This window comes from Asaia sp. W19 (genome assembly GCF_003994335.1).
In the GTDB taxonomy this organism is placed as follows: domain Bacteria; phylum Pseudomonadota; class Alphaproteobacteria; order Acetobacterales; family Acetobacteraceae; genus Asaia.
In genome coordinates this window covers 1-22,234 of sequence record NZ_PNQZ01000096.1, presented here as the reverse complement: position 1 = coordinate 22,234, position 22,234 = coordinate 1, and the positions used below count along the sequence as shown (strand labels likewise).

Below are 22,234 nucleotides of genomic sequence, written 5' to 3'. Positions count from 1 at the left end.
GCACGCGCCCGCGTACCGTAATCATTGATGTTGCGCTCAAGCTCGGCAAAACTCATCTGGTCGGCATCATGCAGCACCGGCACGACCAAGCCGCGCTCGCTGCCCACGGCAATGCCCAGATTGACGAAACGCCGATAGATGATCTCCTCACCTTCGATCGTCGCGTTGATGGCGGGGAATTCCTGCAGCGCCTTGATACAGGCGCGGGCGAAGATGGACATGAAGCCGAGCTTCACACCATGCTTCTTCTCGAAGATCTCGCGATATTCCGCCCGCAGCGCCTTGGCGGCGCTCATATCCACCTCGTTGAAGGTGGTCAGGATCGCGGCCGTGTTCTGGGCATCCTTGAGGCGACGCGCGATGGTCTGGCGCAGACGTGTCATGGGCACGCGCTGTTCGCGGCTATCCTGCTCGCCCTTGCCCAGAAGCGCAGCCAGAGCCGCCGCCATGGCGGGTGGGGGCGAGGCTGCCTGACCTGCGTCGGCGGGCTGCGGGACCGAGGGAGCCTGCGGGGAAGCAACGGGTTCCGGTTTCGGCGCAACCAAAGATGCCTCATCCCGGGGGGCCGCAGCGCCGGGCTGCGCCATCTTCGCGATCACGTCGCCCTTGGTCACGCGCCCGTCGAGGCCCGTGCCCTGGGTCACGCTTCCCGGTGCGATATGAGCTTCGGCCATCAGGCGCGCTGCGGCAGGCATCGGGTCATGCGTGGTTGCCGAGGCGGCGACCGGAGTTTCGGGCTTCGGGGCGGGAGTGCCCTCGGTTTTTGCCGGGGCGGTCATGCTGGGGGTTCCCTTGGGGTCGAGCGTGCCAAGCACGCTGCCTACCGCGACTTCGGCACCCGCTGCCATCAGATCGCCCCCCAGAACGCCGGCCTGCGGGGCGGGTACCTCCACGCTGATCTTGTCGGTCTCCAGTTCGACCACCGGCTCATCCGCCGCCACTGCCTGACCGGGTTGCTTGAGCCAGCGGGTTATTGTTGCCGAGGTGACACTCTCACCGAGTACCGGCACCCTGATCTCGACCGACATCATCTCTCCCTTTGCCCGTTAGGACTTCTGTCGTGCGTCTGTGCGACCGACTATAGACAGGCGACCATAGACAGGAACAGTGGCCATGCCTACTCCGCCTGCGCTCATGGCCGAACTGCAGAAATAGAGAGGTGACCCCCGTTTTGTCAGGGCTCATGACACTTAAACATGCCATCGACAGGCAGTTTCACCCGATTGTGACGCGACAGCCCGCATAGGCCGGCGCTTTCATCCCGGGCGTATAATGCTCACAAGATGGGTCACCCCCTCGCCTTCTTGCGAGGCCGGATGCGCCAACAAGGCCTCTCCGGCGTTGTCTCTTCCGGCCCCGCGCAACGCGCGTAACGTTTTCCCATAAGGTCCGTTAGTCCATGGTTTCTGGCATGTATCTCGGTATCGATCTCGGCACTTCCGGCATCAAGGCGGTACTGGTCGACAGCACTCAGAAGGTCGTCGCGGCCCATACCGAAAAACTGGAGGTCAGCCGCCCGCATCCCGGATGGAGCGAGCAGAACCCCGAGGACTGGTACGACGCGACAATGCGCGCGCTGGACTCTCTGCGTGAAACCCACCCGGCGGAACTCGCCAGCGTGCGCGGCATCGGGCTGTCCGGCCAGCAACATGGTGCGGTACTTCTGGGCGAAGGCGGCGAGGTGCTGCGTCCCTGCCTGCTCTGGAACGACACACGCGCCGAGACCGAATGCTCCCTTTTCGAGCATCGCTTTCCATTATGCCGCCAGATCACCGGCAATATCGCCATGCCGGGCTTTACCGCTCCCAAGGTTCTCTGGGTGGCACGCCATGAGCCCGAGATCTTCGCGCGGGTCACCCATGTGGTATTGCCCAAGGCCTGGCTACGTTTTCGGATGACCGGCGCGCTGATCGAGGACATGTCTGATGCCTCCGGCTCGCTCTGGCTCGATACAGGGCGTCGTCTGTGGTCGGATGCCGCACTCGAAGCGTCAAATCTGCGCCTCGCCGCCATGCCTGAACTTTGTGAGGGCTCCGCGCCTGCCGGACACCTCAATCCAGACCTTGCCGCGCGCTGGGGCATGACAGAAGCGCCAATCTTTGCCGGAGGCGCGGGGGATAACGCTGCAGGAGCGGTCGGACTGGGCGCGATTCATACGGGTGATGCCTTTCTCTCGCTCGGCACATCCGGCGTTGTCTGGGTGACAACCGACAGTTTTCACCCCGGTGGCAATCATGCCATCCATTCCTTCTGCCATGCCGTGCCGGATCAATGGCACCAGATGGGGGTCACCCTTTCGGCGGCAGCCTCGCTTGCCTGGTGGTCGCGCGTGACCGGCATGGATGAGAAATCGCTCCTCGCCGAGTTGCCGCAGACTCCCGAGGCCCCCTCACCCGTGCTGTTCGCGCCGTATCTCTCCGGAGAGCGAACCCCCCATAATGATGGCACGGTGCGCGGCGGCTTCACGGGACTGACTCAGGACACGACGCGCGCCCAGATGACGCAGGCCGTTCTTGAAGGCGTCGCCTTTTCCTTTCGTGATGCGCTTGAGGGGCTGGCGGAGTCCGGTACCGTCATCACGCAGGCCGATGTGATTGGCGGCGGGTCACGCAGCCCCCTCTGGACGTCTATCCTCGCCAGCGTGCTCGGTATTACCCTGCATCGGCTTGCCAATGGCGAGCAGGGCGGTGCGTTCGGTGCAGCACGTCTCGCCCGGCTTGCCGTCACCGGCGAAGCTGTTGCAGAAGTCTGCCTGCCCCCCGAGCGCGTGGCGTCCATCGCCCCGGATGACCGCCTGAGCGGTCCCTATCGTCAGGCCTATGCGCGTTATCGCGCGCTTTATCCTGCCTTGAAATCCATCCCCTGATCGCACGATGGTTTGCTGAGGCAGGGATGAAGCACCCTGCAGCACCCGCATAGCCCATAGAGCGGCATTCACGGAGCGCGACCTCAGACCCTGAACCGCTCAGGGTGCAGGGCTGACGTGCTCGATGAAACGGTCGAGGACAGCGAGGCCTCCGTTCTCGATCAGGGTCGAATGTGATCCCTGCTGCGTCGTCCAGATCTGCTTGGGCTCGGGGGCGGCGTTGAATACTGCAAGGCTCTCGGATGGCGGGACCGTCTTGTCCTGAAGCGTTCGCATGACCAGAAGCGGCATTTTGAGTCCGGGAATACGGCTCAGCGTGTCGAACGGGTTTCTCAGCAGCATACGGACGGGCATGTAGGGGTATCGCGACGCCGCGACATCGGCGATGCTGGTATAGGGTGCATCCAGCACGAGCCCGGCAGCGCGAAAATTGAGGGCGGTGCGCAGGGCGACGTGCGTCCCGAGGGACTCACCATAAAGAATGATCCGATCCGGAGCGATTCCCTGAGCCGCGAGAAACCGCATGGCAGACGCAGCATCGCGTATCAGCCCCGCCTCGCTCGGTTTGCCGGGATTCCCTGCATATCCCCGATATTCGACCGCGAGCAGACCTGTATCGCCTTGGGTCATCAAGGCGAAGCGATGCGCGCGTGTCGTGATCGAGCCCGCATTGCCGTGAAGGTAAACGATGACCGGCCTCTCATGGCCCGGCGCGCGATAATAGGCCGCGAGCGCCAGACCGTCAGACGTGTGGAGGGTGACGAGACTCGTATCCGCCATCAGGGATGCAGGATCCTGAACAGGCACTGAATCGGCGGGGAAAACCAGCCTGTCCTGACGCAGATAGAGAAACGCGGCGAGGGCGAGATAGAGGGCTATGGCAAAGCCCGTGGCGATCGCGAGGTATCTGATCACGGTTAAGGGTCTCGGAACGTTTTTCGCATAGATGCGTAGTCAAGAAGATGTGACCCTTCTGTAACCCGATTATCGAGAGCCAGATCAATGAAATATTTATGGCCGATACCGCTTCTCCTTGCCTTTCTGGCGGCTGCGGCCATGGCGCAAGCTGCGGACAATACCCCGGCCAAGCCCTTGCGCAGTTATCAGCATCTCTGGACCGACACGAATGGCGTAAGCCATGTCTCACGCTGCCCGGTCTCGAATTTCTTCCTCAAGAGCATGTCGCCGCCAGCGGGGCCACAATGGCAAAACCCCATGGAGCCCCAGACTGCCACCGTGATGATGACCGTTCAGCCGCGCCACTGGAATGGGGCCTGGCATCCTGACCCCAAGCCCCAATGGATCATCCCGCTCAAGGGGCGTTGGTGGGTACGCGCGATGGACGGAACCCGAGTGGAAATGGGCCCGGGGGATATCCTGTTCGGCGAGGATCAGGATGTGCGTCCCATGGCCGATGGCCCCTATAAGGGCAAGAAGGGCCATGATGCGGGCAATGTGGGCGACGACGAAGTGACGCTTCTGGTCATCCAGTCCGCCAACCCGCCCGAGCGCAACAAACCCTGTCGCTATCACTGATTGGACGCTCTGCGACCCGCTTCACGACGCCATATCGCGTCACGGCCAGACTTCGTGGCATAAGCGGGCCATGACCAAGCGTGTGATCACCTCGATCGATGTTGCCCGCCTTGCTGGCGTGTCCCAATCGGCCGTCTCCCGTGCCTTCTCCACAACGGCCAGCATTTCTCCCGCCACGCGGGAGAAGGTGCTCAAGGCGGCGGATACGCTTAATTACAAGCCAAACCGTATCCCTTCGATCATGCTGACAGGGCGCTCAGGCATGATAGGCATCATCGTTGGCGGGCTACGCAACCCGCTCTACGGCTCGGCCCTCGAGCAATTATCGGCGGGCATACGCGAGGCTGGCTTTCAGGTGCTTCTGGTCCAGGTCATGGACACGGTCACACTCGAAATGGCGCTGGACACTCTGGCAGGATATCGCGTGGATGCGCTGATCACCGCACTGGCGATCGGTTCGGAAGATACGGCTGCCGCGCTCTCGACATTGAATATCCCGGTAATCTGCTTCAACTCGGCCCTCATCGGCCCGGGAATTTCGTCGGTACGCTCCAATAATTTTGAGTCTGGACGACGCGTCGCAGCGCTCATGCAGCAATGGGGGGTCGAGCGCCCCTATTGGCTGGCAGGTCCAGTCGTCAATGCCGCGTCACGCGCCCGCCGCGCCGGGTTTCTGGAGGGCTGGAGCGCAGAAAGGTCGAGCGTAACCGAGCTCCAGGGCGATGACCATTACGACTCTGCGTTCAGCGCCGTTTCCGAAGCCCTGCGCGCTGGACACAGACCTGACGGATTATTCTGCAGCAATGACCTGATGGGCTGTGGCGCGCTGGATGCGCTCAAGGACACAGGTGGTATGAGCTGCCCAGAGGATGTGGTGGTGATCGGCTATGACAACATCCCACAATCGGCCTGGCACTCCTATCAGCTCAGCAGCTTTGATCAGCGCCCCGATGCGCTGGTGGCAGCCTCGCTCGATATCCTCGCCCGCTCACTATCAGTTCCGGATGAGCGCCTGTCGGAAACCCATGTGATCGAGGCCGATCTCGTGCTGCGACGTAGCACGTCCCGCATGATCACTCCTTAAAACCGTCTTCATGGTGCAACCCTTGCTGTCTTCATCGCTTCTTTTGCATAGCTATGCAAAATTGAGCGCATCCTGATATGCGCTTGGGAGAGCCCTTCATGACAGACCGTTCCTTTCGCTCGATCCTGACTGGGTCTTTCTCGACCCCATGTGCCAAGAACCCTACCGTCGCGATGATGGAGGCCGGATATGCCAAGGCCGGGCTCGATGCGCGCTATATCAATTGCGACGTCAAGCCGGAACATCTCGCCGCTGCCATCGCTGGCGCGAAGGCCATGGAATGGGCCGGATTCAATTGTTCCATCCCCCACAAGATCGCAGTGCTCGACCATCTCGATTCCATCGCGGAATCCGCCAGAATCATCGGGGCGGTCAATTGCGTGCAGATCCACGACGGCAAGCTCACGGGTAACAATACCGATGGCAAAGGCTTTCTGGCCTCGCTGCGCAAGCTGACCGACCCGAAGGGTAAGACCATCCTCATTCTGGGGGCCGGAGGGGCGGCGCGGGCCATCGCGGTAGAACTCGCTCTCGCTGGCGCACAATCGATCACCGTGGCCAATCGCAGCGCAGACAAGGCCGTTTCCATTGCGCACCTTCTCGAGGAAAATACAGCGTGTGAAGCGAAGACCCTGGACTGGTCGGGCGAACTGGCCGTGCCCGAAGGCGTGGATGTGCTGATCAATGCCACCTCGATCGGTCTTGGCGATCCAGAGGCCATGCCGTCGCTCAAGAGCGAAACCCTGGTCCATGCGCGCATTGTAGCGGATGTGATCCCGAACCCGCCCATGACGAAGCTATTGCGGAGCGCGAAGGAGCAAGGCTGTCAGACGCTCGACGGGCTGGGCATGCTGGTCAATCAGGGCATCATCGGTGCGGAACTCGTTCTGGGCGTGAAGCTCTCCGCGGAGATCATGGAAAAGACCCTGGCCATTATTTTCGGCGTGCAGGACTGAGCCTTTCTCTCCGGGGCGCGCCTGTCCCAGGGTACGCATCCGGCACGCGCGTCGCGCCATGCAAGGAGTCCCGTCATGCCGAATAATGCCCCCCGCCCCGCCGACGCACGCCTTACGACAGAACTCGACACCACGCTACGAAGGCTCGAAGCCGCGCCTGACAGGCGGGACGGCGCTCACCGCATGGTCGCTCTGGCCGCCTCGGTTGCGGCAACAGGGGGGCTGCTCTTCGGTTATGATACCGGGATCATCGCCTCTGCCCTGATCTATATTACCCATAGTTTTGCTCTGGACAGTATGGGCCAGCAAGGGATTGCAGCCGCGCTCAATCTGGGCGCGGTGTTCGGGGCCATCATGAGCGGCCCGCTCTCCGACCGGTTGGGACGTCGCCCCTCTGTCATGGTGGCGGCGCTCGTTTTTACCCTTGCCTCCTTGGGCTGCGCGCTGGCTCCATCGCAGACCATGCTCATTCTGGCACGGTTCGTGTTGGGGTGGGCCATCGGCGCAACCACACAGATCGTGCCGGTCTATGTGGCTGAACTCGCCCCGGCAGAGCGTCGCGGCGGACTGGTCTCGCTGTTTCAGCTTGTCTTCTCTCTGGGGCTGCTCGTCGCTTTTGCTGTTGGCTACGCCCTGGCCGGGCCGCCGGAATGCTGGCGCCTGATGTTCGGGCTTGGCGTCATCCCGGCCCTGTTTCTCGCTCTGGGTATGGTATTCCTGCCTGAAAGCCCCAGATGGCTGCTTGAGCAGGGCAGAGCCGCGCAAGCCGTTCAGGTGCTCTATCGTCTGCGTGGCCATCACGAACCGATACGCCGGGAACTCGATGCTCTGCGCCAAGCGCAGGATCAGGCATCGGATACGCCCGGATGGTCGGCCTTACGCACATCCTGGCTGCGCCCGGCCCTGATCGCGGCGATCGGGCTCGCGGCGCTTTCCCAGCTCTCCGGGCCGAACGTGATCGTGTATTACGCGCCGATCATCCTTTCCGAGGCAGGGCTCGGTCACTCGGCTGCCCTGCTGACCTCGGTCGGGGTCGGCGTGACGTCCACAATCACCACGTTTATGGGAATCATGCTGATCGACCGCGTCGGGCGGCGACGCATGTTGCTGAAGATGCTGCCTTTTGCAGCGCTCGCGCTTTTTGCCCTCGGGACACTCTTTGACAGTACCGCCCCGCTGGAGGGGATGAGACTCGTCTGCGTGGTGCTGGCTCTGCTCGCCTATATCTTCTTCAATTTCGGCTCACTCTCGGTGGCGGTCTGGCTGGTAGCCTCCGAGGTCTTTCCCCTGATCATACGCAGCAAGGCCATGGGGCTGGCGAGCGCAACGGTCTGGCTGTCGGATACGCTCGTGTCGCTGTTCACCCTCACTCTGGTGCACGATCTCGGGCGCAGCGGGACATTCTGGCTGTTCGGGGCGATCAACGCCCTGGCGTTCTTTTTCGTCCTGCGCTGGGTGCCGGAAACAAAGAACACGACGCTGGAGGAGATTGAGAACAGCCTGCGCAACGGTACTTTCCGCCCCTGACGCGCAGAAGCGCAAGCAGAGCTATGCTTAGATACGCGCAGCCTCGCCCGTGTTCTGGATCTGACGCCTCTCGGCAGAACGGCGCCAGAAATTGCATAGCACCATGCCTGCAATACCAGCCAGCATGCCAAAGGCCGTCGAACTCAGCCGTGTCGGCGGCAGAAGCGCCATGAGGATGCCGCTCGACCCGCCAATGGCGAAGGCCATGGTTCCCAGCAACGCCGAGGCCGCCCCGGCCTGATGCCCATGATGCGTAAGCGCCAGCACATTGGCATTCGGCCCGATGAAGCCAAGGGTGAATGTGGTGGTGATGATCAGCGCGCAGAGCGGCCAGGGGTCGTTCTGCCCGACGATATGGCTGGCGCTTACGGCCAGCAGCACAAGCCCGGATGCCAGACAGGCCGCCAGTCCCCCCTGCATGACCGAGGTGAATTTATAGCGATGGGACAGCTTGCCATTGATCTGAGTGGCAAGAATGAACCCGCCCGCATTGATCCCGAAGAAAATGGCGAAAGCTCGGGGCGAGAACCCCAGCAGATGCTCGAAGAGCAGCGGTGCGTTCGAGAGATAGGCAAACATCACGAAGGTACTGAAGCTCGACAGCGTGGCCGAGGACATGAAGACAGGCTCACGCACGAGGCTCACATAGCGCCGCAGGATCTCGACCGGGGGCAGCGCGTAGCGTCGCTCGACCGGCAGGGTTTCCGGCATGACCATGAGCCAGAGCGCGGCCAAAGCAGTGGCCGCCACGGCCCCGGCCCAGAAAATCAGGCGCCAGCTTCCGAAGGCGAGAAACACGCTGCCCAGAGTCGGAGCAAGAATGGGCCCGACACCGAAAACGAGGGTGAGTTGGGACATGAGCCGCACAGCTTCATGTCCTGTTGCCACATCGCGCACGATGGCGCGGGGAATGACGCTGGTAATGGCCCCACCCAGAGCCGCCACGAGGCGCAGCAGGCAGAACGACCAGTAGGAGCCGGTGGTGGCGAGAGCGATGGTTGCCGCCACATAAATGGCCAGCCCCACCACCATGGGTTTGTGCCGCCCGAACCGGTCCGAGAGCGGGCCAAGACAGAACTGCCCGATGGCCAGGCCGATGAACCACGCCGCCAAAGTGAGCTGAGCCGAGCCCGGACCCTGCCCAAGATCACGCTCCAACTGCGGGAAAGCAGGCAGATACATGTCGGTCGAGATCGGACCGATGGTGCTGACGAGACCAAGCAGAATAATCTGCCCGGTAGAAAAGCGTATGGCGGGATGAGGCGATGAGGTCAGCACGGGAAAACCGGGTCCAATCAGTCTTGGCCCTCAGAACACGAACAGCAACCGGCAACCCAGAAGGCGGTCCGGTGAAAAGCTGGAAAAAGACCGGATCCAGTTTCGTCGGGGGAGTCGTGTCCGTCAGACATATGACACTCTTCTCCGCCTCCTCTGCCAGAAAGGCAACTGGGGTTTTTGCAACAGCCCTCCACGCGCGCACCATATAACGGGTTTGTGTGACTGTGACCCAGGCCGGATCTCCGCCTCGCCGCAAGCTGCCCTCCTTGGCCTGCTCCCGCGACCGACAGAATACACCCCTCATGCCTTAAGGCTCATGCCGCAACCGGACGCCAAACCACCGCCCTCTAACGACGCCACGCGCCTCGGGTCGCCAGAAGACAAGCTTGTCGATTTATTCGAATATTACTTAGAAATAAGATATCTTCAGTAAAGTAAAATACTATTGAAGGATTTAAAAAGGGATGAAAACAAGAATATATCGAGACCGAACAATCCTTGTGACTGCCACAATCATGGCCCTGGTATGTGGATGCGCACAAGCTGCCGAACTTCCTCTATGCCGCACGCCCGATGAGGTCCTTTCGGGAACCCGGCTGACCGTCGGGACAATGGATGGGTATTTCGATTGGCAGAGCGAGTTCAGAGGGTTCAAGACAAGTCCGGTTTTCCACCTTGATTTCGTGACCTGCATCCCAGACATCCTTAGACATATCGTTGGAATGTTCCAGACGCGCGACGCCCAGCTTTTCGAGCTGCAACCGCGAGGGCTTATCCGTGGAGGCACCGCGCGAAGTGTTGACCCCTCGTTCTACGATCACGGGGAGCGAAGGCGCTGCAGCCATCTCTCGACAACAGCCGATATCTGCATAGAACGGGCCCCCGATCGGTCTGTCATTTTCGTCGAAAAAAATACTCCCCCCGTCCGGCGCATTCCGCTCATCGTCTCCAGAACCAGACCCATCAAAGGCTTCGCGTTTTTTGGTTCACCCGATTCACCTGCGGGGCTCGTCAGTCTGTGGGTCGACAGACGTACCGGCTACGATTTCATCATCTTCGATATCTATCAGGCGCCATCGCTGAAGGGCTTCGGCTCCATTTATATCAGGTGATCACCGCCCATCGCCGCCTGCCACCTACCCTGCGCGCTTTATCCCGCGCGTAGTTTGAGCTACGCCCTGCACATTCAGGTTTCGCACAGGAAAAGAGATCACATGCGCATAGCGATGATTGGCGGCGGTTATGTCGGACTGGTTTCCGGTGCCTGTTTCGCGGAGTTCGGCACCGATGTGGTGATTGTCGAAGCTGCTCAGGACAAGCTCGCCGCCTTGCGGGCAGGGATCATCCCGATCTATGAGCCGGGTCTGGACAAGATCGTCTCCGCCAATACCGCTGCCGGGCGTCTTGCCTTCACCGATGATCTGGCCTCCGTAATCGACACGGTCGATGCCGTTTTCATTGCTGTCGGCACGCCCACGCGTCGCGGCGATGGCCATGCCGACCTGACCTATGTCTATGAGGCCACGCGGCAAATTGCGCGCCATGCCAGCAAGGGCCTGCTGGTGGTGACCAAATCCACCGTGCCCGTGGGAACAGGACGCGAGGTCGCCCGTATCCTGCGCGAGGAACGTCCCGAACTCGCGTTCAGCGTCGCCTCGAATCCGGAATTCCTGCGTGAAGGCAACGCCATCGGCGATTTCATGCGCCCCGATCGCGTCATCATCGGCATCGATGACAGCGCGCCCGATCAGGGTGCCCATGCCAGCGCGCTCATGCGCCAGCTCTATCGGCCACTCTATCTGATCGAGACGCCCATCGTCATGACAGGGCTGGAAACCGCCGAACTCACCAAATACGCTGCCAATGCCTTTCTGGCCATGAAAGTCACCTTCATCAACGAGATGGCCGATCTTTGCGAGCAGGTAGGGGGCAACATCCATGACGTGGCGCGCGGCATGGGGCTGGACCAGCGCATCGGCCGCAAATTCCTCCATGCTGGGCCCGGCTATGGCGGGTCATGTTTCCCCAAGGATACCCGCGCGCTCACGGCCATTGCCCGCGATGCCGGAGCGCCTTCGCGTCTGGTCGAGGCCACGGTCGCCATCAACGAGGATCGCAAATCCGCCATGGCCGAACGTGTCATCGCCCTTTGCGACGGCACGGTGCGCGGCAAGACCATCGCCATTCTGGGCCTGACCTTCAAGCCCGATACCGATGACATGCGCGAGGCCTCTTCGCTTCCGCTCATTCATCGACTGATCGAGGAAGGAGCTCATATCAAGGCCTTCGACCCCGAAGGCATGAAAGCCGCCCGCCCTCTCCTGCCTGAAACCGTGATCTACGCCAGCTCCGCGCAGGAAGCCGCCACCGAGGCGGATGCCCTCGTCGTGCTGACCGAGTGGAACGAGTTCCGCGCCATCGCCCCGGCCAAGCTGAAAGCCGCCATGCGCGGCACGGCCATCGCTGATTTCCGTAATATCTGGGACCCCGCCGCCTTGCGCGATGCCGGGTTCACCTATCGCTCGATTGGACGCCCCTGACGCGCAGGACGCGCCAAGCAACACGAGGACCCCGGGAAGGGGCGCGGCCCCTTTCCTCCCCTGTAGCCGATTTCAAAACGCTAACTATTCTCCAGCGGATGCGGGCCAGAGCCCGGTGCTGAGTCTGCCTACTTCCATGGTGAGGTCGCTGCCAAGACTGCGACGGGGGCACTCGGCTGTCCGTCGGAAGAAGCCTCCTCTTGCCTCCTTCAAACAGGTTTCCAAAGGATGACCATCCTTTGGCGGGTGCAGGGCAGAGCCCTGCAATCCCCCATGACGTAAATCCACACTTAATGGCAATTTACACCACCATAGCCACGGCCACTTACCGAGACTCATTATGACCGCGATCTTGGCACGGTTCTTGCATGCCCCCACTCATGAACAAGATCTCATCCGCCTCAGCCTTCAGATTCAGCATTGCGTCTGGCATTCCGCTCGGCGAGGCCGTGCTGACGCAGCAGATGACGCAGCTGGTAATAGGTGAGCCCGAGCGCGATCGCGGCCTGCTTCTGGTTGAAACGAGCGTCACGCAAGGCGCGGTCGAGCAGGGCATGCTCATAAGCTCGGGTGGCCTCGGTGAAACTCGTCCCCTCCGGCAAAGTGACGGACGGGGTCGAGGATGGGGCTTCACGCGCGGGAAGCGTGGCGGGCTCGGCCGTGACGGAAGCAGGGGCCAGCCCAGCCGCCTCGCTGGCGAGAGGGCGCAACCAGTCGGGCCCGTTGCGGAAGGGGTCGAACACGATATCGTCGAGCGGACGCTCGGGGCGTTCCATGCGGTAGACGCTGCGCTCGACGACGTTGCGCAACTCGCGCACATTGCCGGGCCAGTCATAGCGCATCAGCCGGTCCCGGGCGCGGTCGGTGAACCCGGCGAAGAGCTTGCGCCCGAGGCTTGCGGTCATGCGGGTAGCGAAATGCTCGCACAGGATCTGGATATCCTCCTGACGCGCGCGAAGCGGCGGCAGCATCACCACATCGAACGCCAGACGATCGAGCAGATCGGCACGAAAATCGCCCTTGCGGGCCATGTCGGGCAGATCGGCATTGGTGGCACCGATAATGCGCACATCGACATGGATGGTCTCATTGCCACCCACACGCTCGAAGCTGCCATACTCGATGACGCGCAGAAGCTTCTCCTGAACGGCCATGGAGGCAGAAGCGATCTCGTCGAGGAACAGCGTGCCGCCATGGGCCTGCTCGAAACGCGAGAGCCTGCGACGCTGGGCACCGGTAAAGGCCCCGGCCTCGTGGCCGAACAACTCGCTATCGAGCAGCGTATCGGGCAAGGCCGCGCAATTGAGCTTGATCAGCGGCCTGTCCCAGCGCGGCGAGAGCAGGGCCAGTCGCGCTGCGACAAGCTCCTTGCCCGTGCCGCGCTCACCGATGATCAGGGCGGGACGGTCGAGCGGCGCGAGGCGGGAGATGTGATCGAGCATCTCCAGAAATGCCGGAGACTGGCCGATCGGTGTCGGATTTTCATCGTTTCTGGCAGATCGCGCCATGTTCTGGCCAGTCTCATCAGGGGTGTTGCAGAAACCCTATCTTTCACCTCGGATCGTTACGCTTGCAAGAGAAGCCTGTGTTCTCCTGCCCCGATTTCCTGTTAAATTCGTCCCAGCATAGAAAGAGCATCACATGGGTATCTTCTCCCGCCTTGCGGATATCGTGAATTCCAACCTCAATGCCATTCTGGCCAGCGCCGAAGATCCGGAGAAAATGATCCGGCTCATCATCCAGGAAATGGAAGATACGCTGGTCGAAGTACGCAGCCAGGCCGTCACCATGATTGCCGAGCGCAAGGGGCTCGAGCGCCGCGCGCGCGCCATGGTGCAGGAAGAGGATGAATGGCTGCGCAAGGCCGAACTGGCCCTGACCCGTGATCGTGAGGATCTGGCCAAAGGCGCTCTTGCCGCCAAATCGACCATCGAACAGTCGCGCAAGGCGCTGGAGCAGCAGATCGCGCAGGTCAATGAGAGTCTTGATCAGCAGCATGACGATATCGGCAAGCTGCAGGCCAAGCTGGCTGACGCCAAATCACGCGAAAAATCCCTTGCGCTGCGCCACAAGGCGGCAACCAATCGCATCAAGACGCGCGAGCGCCTGTATGATACGCGGGTGGAAAATGCCTTCAACCGCTTTGAGCAGGTAGAGCGCGCGCTTGACGCCCTCGAAGGGAAAGCCGAAGCCTATGATCTGGGACGTGGCCCAGGCGGGACACGCAAGCCGAGCCTGCAGGAAGAGCTGGCCGGGCTCGAAACCGATATGGCCGTCGAGAACGAACTCGAAGCGCTGCGCGCCAGGATCAAGAGCCGTCAAGGATGAGAGCAAGCATGAGACGCATTGACAGCACAAAGGTCGCGCACGAGGCACGTCACCATGGATGATTTCATCGGCCTTGCAGCCGTCGTCCTGTTCTTTGTCACGATCATGTATATCGCGACGATCCGCTCCCGCTCGCGGGCAACGGCCAGCAAATTACAGGAATCGGACCTTGCCGCGCTGAACATGGCGCATGTGCAGGCGCGCCGCCTGGAGGAGCGCGTGGACCAGCTCGAGCGTATTCTGGATGAGGATGTTCCCGGCTGGAGAACGCGGAGCTTCTCATGATGTGTCACCGCCTCCTGAGCCGCCCCATGCATCGTCTCGTTCATCGGCCTTCGCGCCGTGTCGCTCTTGCCGCCCTGCTGCTTTGCGGCATGGCCGGTGCGCCTTCGCTGCATGCTGCGCCCCAGGTGGTGGATGCGGAAGATCTTGATCTGAGCGTTCCCTGTCTGGGGCGGTTCGAGATCATGGTCGATCCGGCGATGAGCGATGGCGTATCGATCGACAGCGCGCCGTCGAACGGGGCGCATCTGACCATGCGCACAGGGAAGACCCAGGGATCGTCGAAGGTTCTCATTACCAGCAAGGCCTGCGCGCCCAATGCACATGTTTCCATCCTTGTCGCCCCCAATGTCGGGGTGATGATTCATGATAGCCACGACACCCATATCGTCATTCACGGCACGCTGGCCTCGCTCGAAGCGAGCCTGGAAGCCGGGCAGCTCGATGCCGATACCATCCAGTCGCTCGATCTCAGTCTTCGCGGAACCGAACAGGTGCATATCGCCCATCTGAACCGGGCCGCGCAGGTCGTGGAAACCGGCGCTTCGGGGCTTGTCGTCGATCAGGCCGATCTCGACGCCTTCTCGGCCCAGCTTTCCGAAACGAGCCATCTGAGCGTGACCGATGGCCGCTTTGACGTGCTGACCCTGATGGTCGAGAACGCGGCCAGCGCCCGATTGGGCGGATCGGTGAACACGGCCACCGTCTCGGCCACGGGTACGGGACTGGTCGCCATACCGAATGTGAGCGGGGCGCTGACCCGCACGGGCAATGTGCAGATCGGCCCGGGCGCCTCAGCGCAGGCTGTAACGCCGCCAGCAACGCCACCCACGACGACCGTGAATTCTCCACAGCCCGTACCGGCAGTCCCGACACCGAACGACCTCCCTCAGGCGGCAGCGCCCGCCGCCGTCGCACCGCCGCCACCCGCGACGCCTCCTGCGGGCGGGGTCACCGTTCCCCCAGCCCCGAGCGTACCCTCCACTGGGTCGGCAACGCCGGGTAACGGGGTGCGGGATAATGCCGGGGACAATCCTGTCGGAACGCCCGTCCCGGGCACGATCCCCACCGGGTCGGGTATTCCGCGTCAGGGTCTGCCGGTGCAGAATCTTCCCACACAAACATCGCCGGCGCAGGCTGCGCCTCTGCCTTCTGCTTCTGCGCCCCCTTCTTCCTCCGCCCTACCCACGGACCGATCGACGGCTCTCCCCAACGGACCGACCGGTACGGCAGCCATGCCCTCACCATCGTCCGCTCCGGCCCGCGCCGATATGCCGTCCACCGGAAAGGCCCCGACAGGAACCGCGAAAGCCGCGACCGGTCTCTCCTCGCCAGGCAGTTCCCTCTCTGGCGGACAGCCCGCGCCCCCTACCACCGCCACCAGCACGCCCGGCCAGCCCGATCCGGGGAGCACGGCCAGAACTCAGGGAGACCAGAACCGGTGATACGCCTCAGCCTGAGCCTTGCGATCGTTCTGGGGGGCGTGCCTGCCCTCGCCTTGCCTGCCACTGCGCTGGCACGAACAACCTCGCCTCAGGCTGCGATGGACGCCGCCCCTTATACGCTGCGTCTTGATGCCCCCTGTGCTTCAACCATAACGATCGAGGGCGCGGCCGGTCAGGACACGCCGGTCGTTCTCGACACGCCAGAAGAGGAGGCAGTATCCGGCCTGTCTCTCTCGACTTCCGGCAACGAGGCCATTCTGACCGGAAAAAGCTGCCAGTCTTCCGCGAGACTGCATGTCGCTCCCGGCACCGCCATCAAGGCGTCGATGCATGGTTTCGGCGCCCTTCATATCAGCGGCGTGAATGGGCCTGTTTCGATCACACAAGATGGCAGCAATGACATTACCCTTGATCAGGCGACGGCGCTCACCCTCGATACGCGTGGTTTTGGATCATTCCAGCTTGGCTGGCTTAACGGCCCTGCCGATCTTGTCTCTGCGGGAAGCGGCACCATCACGATCGCGCGTGTTGATTCTCCACGCCTGAAGGCGATCCTGTCGGGGTTCGGTTCCACAACCCTGCAGGCAGGCAAGATCGACACGCTCACCGCCCGTATCAGTGGTTCGGCTCATCTGCGCTTCGATGGGACAGCACATGACGCCGATCTGCATGCCAGCGGTTTCGGTGGTATCATCCTCGGCAACGTGACCGGCGAATTGCATCAGGAGGCCAACGCGTCCGCAAGCATCTCGCTGCAGCACAGCACCTCTCATCGCCAGCCCAGATCGACAAACCACCCGATCCTGACCCTGCCGGACGGGACCGTGATCACCGCGCATGGCCTGATCCGTCCCGATGGCTCGATGATCAGCTTCAATGACCCGGAGGGAACGGATGGCGGGACTATGCCCCATGCGCATCATCATAGCGGAGTCTGGATTCTGGCGTTCCTGCTGCTGGGGTTCTTTGCCTACCGCCACAAGAAGAAACTCGCCGTCCTGACCGCGGCGGCAATGCCCCGGGCGGGTAAAGCGTCAGGCAATGCCGCAGCCTGTGAGAACCCGGAACTCTCGGCGCTGCAGGGCCGCCTGAGCCGTCTCGACGAGCGGCTGGGCGCGGTCGAGCATTGCGTGACCTCGCGCGACTTTCATCTGCATCGTCAGTTTCATGACCTCACTCGTCGCCATGGTTGACATTCGGCCCAGAATCTATGGGCCTGTGACACCTGCTTCTGAACGCCCCCAAGAAACACAAGGAGAGACGCCATGAGCCGTTTCAGCCTGGGCATCGCTCTCGTCCTGACGATCTCTCCCGCCTACGCCGAGGCGACTGCCCCGACAAATGCGCCCTCTGCCAGCGCGCCACCTTCGAGTCCTGAGGCAGCGTTGGCGGCGGCTCCCTACACCCTGCATATCGAGTCCGGATGCGCCGCGCGCATTCACATTCAAGGCGCAGGCGCGCTTTTGCAGAATGCCGATATGCGCGAGATACCCGCAGGTCTTTCCTTTGAGGCAGGTCGTCACGATGCCTGGTTGACCGGTAGCGCCTGTGGAGAGGACGCGACGATCCAGTTACGGGCTGGCGCCGCCATCGTCTCTACGGCCCTGAATTATGACAAGCTTGAGATCGACTGGGTCAACGGGCCGCTTTCCCTGCGTCAGGGTCGTGGCGATATTGCGGTCGACAAGGCGAGCGCCCTGCTCTTTCGCGGCAGCGGTCCCGGCGATCTGACGCTGGGCACCCTGAGCGGCCCCGCGATTTTCGCCATGTCCGGACCGGGTGATGCGCAAATCGAGACCGCGACCGCGTCCTCGGTCGTAATCGGCACTACGGGGCCCGGCGATGTTTTGATCCGTGGCGGAACCATCGACCAGTTGGTCGTCACGCTCTCCGGTCCTGGTGATGCCGTCTTCGACGGGGTGGCGCGCAACGCCATGCTGCGCACCAGCGCCTCAGGCGATATCCGCGTTCATCAGGTCCTGGAGAACGAACACGCCCATTCAAGCGCGAGTGGCAGTATCGAGGTCGCGATGCCGTCTCGTCACGGCGAGACCTTCAGCGGCGCGGTCCATGGCAGCAGCACGAATAACGGGACACGCGTCACGCCCGATGACATGCGTCTGGCCGATGGAACACGCATCAACAGCCATCGCATGATCAAACCCGACGGGACGATCATCGATTTCGACGCACTCAGGCGCATGAGCGACGAGGCCGCCCATGCGACCCCACCTACACCGCCTGACCCACCGGAACCGCCCGAGCCGCCCGAGCCGCCCGAGCCCCATGGCGAGACGGCGCAGAAGGTCGATCAGCACACCACCGCCGCCAAGCCACCCAAAGTGACCATGTCGGTCGACATGGACTCGGGCGGCGGCACCTTCTCCGGGCTGATCGTGCTCATCGTGCTAGCTGTGGCGCTGATGCGGCGTCGTATCATTCCGAAACTCCTGCCCGTCCTACGCCGCCATAATCCGGAATTTGCACGACGGGTCGAGCCGTTTCTGCTGTCGCTCATGACCAAGGTGACGGCGCCCATGCCCCAGACCCAGTTGCCCCAGCTTCTGGACCTGACGCAGCGCCTCCAGAAACTCGACAAACGTGTCGGGGCGGTAGAAACCTGCGTGACCTCGCGCGATTTCCACCTGCATACGCAGTTTCGCGATCTCAACCGGTCAAGGGGCTGAGCGCAACCGCTCCCGTAACGGCACGGCTGGGGATCATTACCGCCCAGCCTGACCCGATGCGACGCATCAGGGTGGCAAGGATCAGGGCTTTGACGCGGCGCGTCAGTCAGGCTAGGGCTGGAACCATGAACTCCCCTGATGGCGGCTGCTGACCGTGAACCTTATCCTCGATCCTGTCGCGGCCATCGGGCGTGCCTTTCTCGGCATCGTGCGCAAGGCCGGTGCTCTGGCGCTGTTTGCCCTGGCCGGTCTGTCTCATCTGCTGCGCCCCCCCTTCTACTGGGGCGTGTTCTTCAACAGCCTGATCGAGATCGCCTTCTATTCGCTTCCCGTGGTGGCGCTCACCGCCATTTTCTCGGGCGGCGTGATCGCGCTTCAATCCTATGCAGGGTTTGCCCAGTATCACGTGCAGAGCGCCATTGCGGGCATAGTCGTGCTGGCCGTGGTGCGTGAGCTCGGCCCCGTCCTGGCCGGTCTGATGGTGGCGGGCCGTGTGGGTGCCGCCATGTCGGCAGAGATCGGCACCATGCGCGTGACCGATCAGATCGACGCGCTGCGTACCCTGTCTACCGACCCGATGAAATATCTGGTCACGCCCCGGCTGGTGGCTGGTACTCTGGCCCTGCCCTTCCTGGTGCTGGTGGCCGATATCCTGGGTGTGCTTGGCGGATTTACCGTCTCGGTTTCCAAGCTCGGTTTCGACCCGCAAAACTACATCATCGCCACTTTCAACGCGCTCAAGCCGCTCGATGTGCTGGTCGGGCTCTCCAAAGCCGCCGTGTTCGGCTTCATCATCAGCCTGATGGGCTGTTACCACGGCTATACCAGCCGTGGTGGCGCCGAGGGCGTCGGCTCGGCCACCACAGCGGCCGTGGTCGCGGCCTCGATCCTGCTTCTGGCTTTCGATTACCTCCTGACGGATCTGTTCTTCGCCCAATGAGCGCCCTGCCCAAGATCCGCATTCGCGGCCTGACCAAATCCTTCGGCTCCAAAACCGTGCTGGACGGGATCGATCTCGATGTCGAGGCCGGCACCTCCATGGTGATCATCGGAGGCTCGGGCAGCGGCAAATCCGTACTGTTGCGCTGTATCCTCGGTCTCATCACGCCGGATGCCGGGACGATCGAGATCGACGGGGAGAACGTGCTCACCGCCTCGCCCGCACGACGCAACGCGCTGGTCGAGCAGATCGGCATGCTGTTTCAGAATGCCGCCCTTTTCGACAGCATGAGCGTAGCCGATAACATCGTGTTCGGTCTGCGGGCCAAGGGCCGCGGCAAGGCCCATCGCCTGAGCCCGGCTCAGGCGCGTGAACAGGCGGGCGATATTCTCAAGCAGGTCGGGCTCGACCCCTCGGTGGGCGCGCTCGCCCCTTCGGAACTCTCTGGCGGTATGCAGAAGCGTGTCGGTCTGGCGCGCGCCATCGCCGGGACACCCAATATCCTGTTCTTTGACGAACCGACGACCGGGCTCGATCCCATCATGGGCGCCGTGATCGACGGGCTGATCGTGGATTGCGTCAAGCGCCTTGGCTCGACCGCGATTGCCATCACCCATGACATGCTCTCCGCCCGGCGTATTGGCGACCGTGCGGCCATGCTCTATCACGGCAAGCTCGTCTGGCAGGGACTGGCGTCGGAGCTGATGGATAGCGGCAACGCCATGGTCGATCAGTTTACCCATGGCCGCAAGGATGGGCCGATCGGGATGGAATTGCGGCGTTAGGGGATGGGAGGGCGTTCTTTTTTGCAAAAAAGAACCAAGAAACTCATCCTAGCGGAACACCTCGGACCGTACCGGTTCTCAGTCCCCAGACGGATCGAGAGTCTTTTTGCTTCTTTTTCTTCAGAATAAAGAAGAACCCTGCTCGTTCTTGTTATGTTTCCACACCTGCCCTATCTTCCGATCTGAACCCCAGACCGGAAGATCTCCCCCATGGCCAAGCGTCCCACAGCCCGTTTCGTGTGTCAGGCTTGCGGTACCGTCACCAGCAAATGGTCGGGCCGCTGCGACGGCTGCGGGGAATGGAACACCATTGTCGAGGAAGCGGTTGAACCAACCAATCGCGAGACACGCAAGCGCGCCGGGCGTCTGACGCTCATGCATCTGGACGGCGATCTCACACCGCCGCCGCGCATCCAGACCTCTATTGCCGAATTCGACCGTGTGCTCGGTGGTGGGCTCGTTCCGGCCTCTGTCGTTCTGGTGGGCGGTGATCCGGGCATCGGCAAATCCACGCTGCTGCTGCAGGCCACCTGCGCTCTCGCTCAAGCTGGACGACGCGTTCTGTATGTATCGGGTGAAGAGGCCGTGGATCAGATCCGTCTGCGCGCCCGCCGCTTGAAGCTCGATGCACCAACGCTCGATCTGGCTGCCAGCATCAACGTGTCCGAGATCGCTGGATCGCTGGAGCAGGACCGCGAGCACCATGTGGTGGTCATCGATTCCATCCAGACCATGTGGCTGGAAACGATCGAGAGCGCCCCTGGCTCTGTCGCCCAGGTCCGGGCGTGCGCGTTTGAGCTGATCCGTCTCGCCAAGACGGTCGGGTTCTCGCTCGTTCTGGTCGGCCATGTGACCAAGGAGGGCGCGCTGGCAGGCCCACGTGTGCTCGAACATATGGTCGATGCCGTCATGTATTTTGAGGGCGATCGCGGCCACCAGTTTCGCATTCTGCGCGCGGCCAAAAACCGTTTCGGCGCCACGGACGAAATCGGCGTGTTCGCCATGACGGATACGGGGCTGACGGAGGTACCCAATCCTTCCGCGCTTTTCCTCGCGGAACGACGCGGCAATATCGCGGGCTCGGCTGTTTTTGCAGGCATGGAAGGTACACGACCGGTCCTTCTGGAAATTCAGGCTCTCGTCTCTCCCAAGGCGGGCGAGGGCGCGGCAAGACGCGCGGTGGTCGGATGGGAAACGGCGCGTCTCAACATGATTCTGGCTGTGCTTGAAGCGCGATGCGGGCTGAAGATGGCGGGGATGGATGTCCATCTGAATATTGCAGGCGGTCTGCGTATCAGCGAACCCGCCTGCGATATGGCCGTGGCAGCGGCGTTGATCTCGGCGGCGACGGGCGTGCCGACATCGGCAGGGGCCACCTATTTCGGCGAGGTCGGCCTTTCGGGGGAGGTACGCCAGGTTTCCCAGACCGATCTGCGCATGAAGGAAGCGCAGAAGCTCGGCTTCGTGCAGGCCATCCTGCCCCGACGCGTCGCCAGCGGCGGCGCCCGCCCCAAGCCCCCGGAAGGCCTGGCACTGAAAGAGATCGGGCATCTGAACGATCTGGTTGAACTGTTCCAGCCCCTGGATGAGTAGCCGTTCGCCCAAAATCTGCGGACCGGCCTGTCGCAGTACAAGCGTCCACGTCAGGGACGTAACGAAACACAACATCCTGTCTCGTTAGATTGCCTGCATTGCGGAGGCGTCAATATCGTGTAAATAGCGTTTCACACGATCAAGACTTGAAGATCCGAATCGCAATCGGACCGTTTTGCATCGGTTCTCGTTGAATGACTGTGCAAGACAGGTCTCAAGGAATAGTCCTCCTTCCCTGTCATTTCGATAGGGGGGAGCGCCGAATAATGGCTGCCATCTCATCGCATCTGGGCAGAATCAAGCTGTCGGTTGCCACCTGGTCGTCAGAACTGCCCCAAAGAGGACGTTCGGTCCTGGCTCTGCAGCTGTTATTCGGCGTGCAGATGG

At 62.1% G+C, this 22,234-nt stretch carries 18 protein-coding genes; 14 read left to right on the top strand and 4 right to left on the bottom strand.

Features of this window, described 5'->3' with window-relative positions; genetic code table 11:
* On the bottom strand, nucleotides 1-1,028 hold a 1,028-nt coding region (locus C0V97_RS16650), incomplete at its 3' end, for a 2-oxo acid dehydrogenase subunit E2 (protein ID WP_127103652.1).
* A 383-nt stretch (nucleotides 1,029-1,411) separates the two neighbouring features.
* On the opposite strand from C0V97_RS16650, the gene xylB reads away from it, so the two are divergent.
* On the top strand, nucleotides 1,412-2,866 hold the full coding sequence (gene xylB, locus C0V97_RS16645; protein WP_127103654.1) for a xylulokinase: 1,455 nt from the start codon (nucleotides 1,412-1,414) through the stop codon (nucleotides 2,864-2,866).
* A 99-nt stretch (nucleotides 2,867-2,965) separates the two neighbouring features.
* Here the strand turns inward: xylB and C0V97_RS16640 are convergent, their stop codons facing one another.
* The gene (locus tag C0V97_RS16640; protein ID WP_127103651.1) at nucleotides 2,966-3,781 is read right to left on the bottom strand and encodes an alpha/beta hydrolase; all 816 of its coding nucleotides are present in this window, start codon (nucleotides 3,779-3,781) and stop codon (nucleotides 2,966-2,968) included.
* Between the two features lie 141 nt (nucleotides 3,782-3,922).
* Here C0V97_RS16640 and C0V97_RS16635 point away from each other — a divergent pair, with 141 nt between their 5' ends.
* The 4 genes from C0V97_RS16635 (at nucleotide 3,923) to C0V97_RS16620 (ending at nucleotide 7,969) form a co-directional block, all read left to right on the top strand.
* Nucleotides 3,923-4,402, top strand: coding sequence for a cupin domain-containing protein (locus C0V97_RS16635; RefSeq protein WP_233582238.1), 480 nt, complete (start codon nucleotides 3,923-3,925; stop codon nucleotides 4,400-4,402).
* A gap of 70 nt (nucleotides 4,403-4,472) precedes the next feature.
* Nucleotides 4,473-5,486, top strand: a complete 1,014-nt coding sequence (locus tag C0V97_RS16630; RefSeq protein WP_127103649.1) for a LacI family DNA-binding transcriptional regulator — start codon at nucleotides 4,473-4,475, stop codon at nucleotides 5,484-5,486.
* A 98-nt stretch (nucleotides 5,487-5,584) separates the two neighbouring features.
* Entirely contained in the window at nucleotides 5,585-6,442 is an 858-nt protein-coding gene (aroE, locus tag C0V97_RS16625) for a shikimate dehydrogenase (RefSeq protein ID WP_127103648.1), read from the top strand.
* 75 nt (nucleotides 6,443-6,517) lie between these two features.
* Nucleotides 6,518-7,969 carry a sugar porter family MFS transporter gene (locus tag C0V97_RS16620; RefSeq protein ID WP_127103647.1) on the top strand — a complete coding sequence of 484 codons (1,452 nt, stop codon included), beginning with the start codon at nucleotides 6,518-6,520 and terminating at the stop codon, nucleotides 7,967-7,969.
* Between the two features lie 27 nt (nucleotides 7,970-7,996).
* Here the strand turns inward: C0V97_RS16620 and C0V97_RS16615 are convergent, their stop codons facing one another.
* The gene (locus C0V97_RS16615; protein ID WP_127103646.1) at nucleotides 7,997-9,247 is read right to left on the bottom strand and encodes a multidrug effflux MFS transporter; all 1,251 of its coding nucleotides are present in this window, start codon (nucleotides 9,245-9,247) and stop codon (nucleotides 7,997-7,999) included.
* A 1,214-nt stretch (nucleotides 9,248-10,461) separates the two neighbouring features.
* Here C0V97_RS16615 and C0V97_RS16610 point away from each other — a divergent pair.
* The gene (locus C0V97_RS16610) at nucleotides 10,462-11,787 is read left to right on the top strand and encodes a UDP-glucose/GDP-mannose dehydrogenase family protein (RefSeq protein ID WP_199751970.1); all 1,326 of its coding nucleotides are present in this window, start codon (nucleotides 10,462-10,464) and stop codon (nucleotides 11,785-11,787) included.
* 401 nt (nucleotides 11,788-12,188) lie between these two features.
* Here C0V97_RS16610 and pspF read toward each other — a convergent pair whose 3' ends face one another.
* Entirely contained in the window at nucleotides 12,189-13,295 is a 1,107-nt protein-coding gene (pspF, locus tag C0V97_RS16605) for a phage shock protein operon transcriptional activator (RefSeq protein ID WP_127103645.1), read from the bottom strand.
* 133 nt (nucleotides 13,296-13,428) lie between these two features.
* On the opposite strand from pspF, the gene pspA reads away from it, so the two are divergent.
* The 8 genes from pspA (at nucleotide 13,429) to radA (ending at nucleotide 21,847) form a co-directional block, all read left to right on the top strand.
* A complete protein-coding gene (gene pspA / locus C0V97_RS16600) occupies nucleotides 13,429-14,115 on the top strand; it encodes a phage shock protein PspA (protein WP_127103644.1) in 687 nt (228 codons plus the stop codon).
* Between the two features lie 54 nt (nucleotides 14,116-14,169).
* Nucleotides 14,170-14,400 (top strand): envelope stress response membrane protein PspB, encoded by a 231-nt coding sequence (pspB, locus tag C0V97_RS16595; RefSeq protein ID WP_127103643.1) that lies wholly within the window; start codon nucleotides 14,170-14,172, stop codon nucleotides 14,398-14,400.
* The gene (locus C0V97_RS16590; protein WP_127103642.1) at nucleotides 14,397-15,842 is read left to right on the top strand and encodes a hypothetical protein; all 1,446 of its coding nucleotides are present in this window, start codon (nucleotides 14,397-14,399) and stop codon (nucleotides 15,840-15,842) included. The genes pspB and C0V97_RS16590 overlap by 4 nt, the downstream gene beginning before the upstream one ends.
* Entirely contained in the window at nucleotides 15,839-17,035 is a 1,197-nt protein-coding gene (locus C0V97_RS16585; protein WP_127103641.1) for a GIN domain-containing protein, read from the top strand. The genes C0V97_RS16590 and C0V97_RS16585 overlap by 4 nt, the downstream gene beginning before the upstream one ends.
* Before the next feature lie 72 nt (nucleotides 17,036-17,107).
* Nucleotides 17,108-18,529: a DUF4097 family beta strand repeat-containing protein gene (locus tag C0V97_RS16580; RefSeq protein ID WP_127103640.1), complete on the top strand. Its 1,422-nt coding sequence runs from the start codon at nucleotides 17,108-17,110 to the stop codon at nucleotides 18,527-18,529.
* 154 nt (nucleotides 18,530-18,683) lie between these two features.
* Nucleotides 18,684-19,469, top strand: coding sequence for an ABC transporter permease (locus C0V97_RS16575; protein WP_127103639.1), 786 nt, complete (start codon nucleotides 18,684-18,686; stop codon nucleotides 19,467-19,469).
* Nucleotides 19,466-20,254 carry an ABC transporter ATP-binding protein gene (locus tag C0V97_RS16570; protein ID WP_127103638.1) on the top strand — a complete coding sequence of 263 codons (789 nt, stop codon included), beginning with the start codon at nucleotides 19,466-19,468 and terminating at the stop codon, nucleotides 20,252-20,254. The genes C0V97_RS16575 and C0V97_RS16570 overlap by 4 nt, the downstream gene beginning before the upstream one ends.
* 210 nt (nucleotides 20,255-20,464) lie before the next feature.
* Nucleotides 20,465-21,847, top strand: coding sequence for a DNA repair protein RadA (radA, locus tag C0V97_RS16565; RefSeq protein WP_127103637.1), 1,383 nt, complete (start codon nucleotides 20,465-20,467; stop codon nucleotides 21,845-21,847).
* Nucleotides 21,848-22,234: the final 387 nt, after the last annotated feature.

Bases quoted from the DNA above. Each gene is read 5' to 3' on its own strand.
- xylB (WP_127103654.1), top strand. From the start codon at position 1,412: ATGTATCTCGGTATCGATCTCGGCACTTCCGGCATCAAGGCGGTACTG.
- C0V97_RS16635 (WP_233582238.1), top strand. From the start codon at position 3,923: ATGGCGCAAGCTGCGGACAATACCCCGGCCAAGCCCTTGCGCAGTTAT.
- C0V97_RS16630 (WP_127103649.1), top strand. From the start codon at position 4,473: ATGACCAAGCGTGTGATCACCTCGATCGATGTTGCCCGCCTTGCTGGC.
- aroE (WP_127103648.1), top strand. From the start codon at position 5,585: ATGACAGACCGTTCCTTTCGCTCGATCCTGACTGGGTCTTTCTCGACC.
- C0V97_RS16620 (WP_127103647.1), top strand. From the start codon at position 6,518: ATGCCGAATAATGCCCCCCGCCCCGCCGACGCACGCCTTACGACAGAA.
- C0V97_RS16610 (WP_199751970.1), top strand. From the start codon at position 10,462: ATGCGCATAGCGATGATTGGCGGCGGTTATGTCGGACTGGTTTCCGGT.
- pspF (WP_127103645.1), bottom strand. From the start codon at position 13,295: ATGGCGCGATCTGCCAGAAACGATGAAAATCCGACACCGATCGGCCAG.
- pspA (WP_127103644.1), top strand. From the start codon at position 13,429: ATGGGTATCTTCTCCCGCCTTGCGGATATCGTGAATTCCAACCTCAAT.
- pspB (WP_127103643.1), top strand. From the start codon at position 14,170: ATGGATGATTTCATCGGCCTTGCAGCCGTCGTCCTGTTCTTTGTCACG.
- C0V97_RS16590 (WP_127103642.1), top strand. From the start codon at position 14,397: ATGATGTGTCACCGCCTCCTGAGCCGCCCCATGCATCGTCTCGTTCAT.
- C0V97_RS16580 (WP_127103640.1), top strand. From the start codon at position 17,108: ATGAGCCGTTTCAGCCTGGGCATCGCTCTCGTCCTGACGATCTCTCCC.
- C0V97_RS16570 (WP_127103638.1), top strand. From the start codon at position 19,466: ATGAGCGCCCTGCCCAAGATCCGCATTCGCGGCCTGACCAAATCCTTC.
- radA (WP_127103637.1), top strand. From the start codon at position 20,465: ATGGCCAAGCGTCCCACAGCCCGTTTCGTGTGTCAGGCTTGCGGTACC.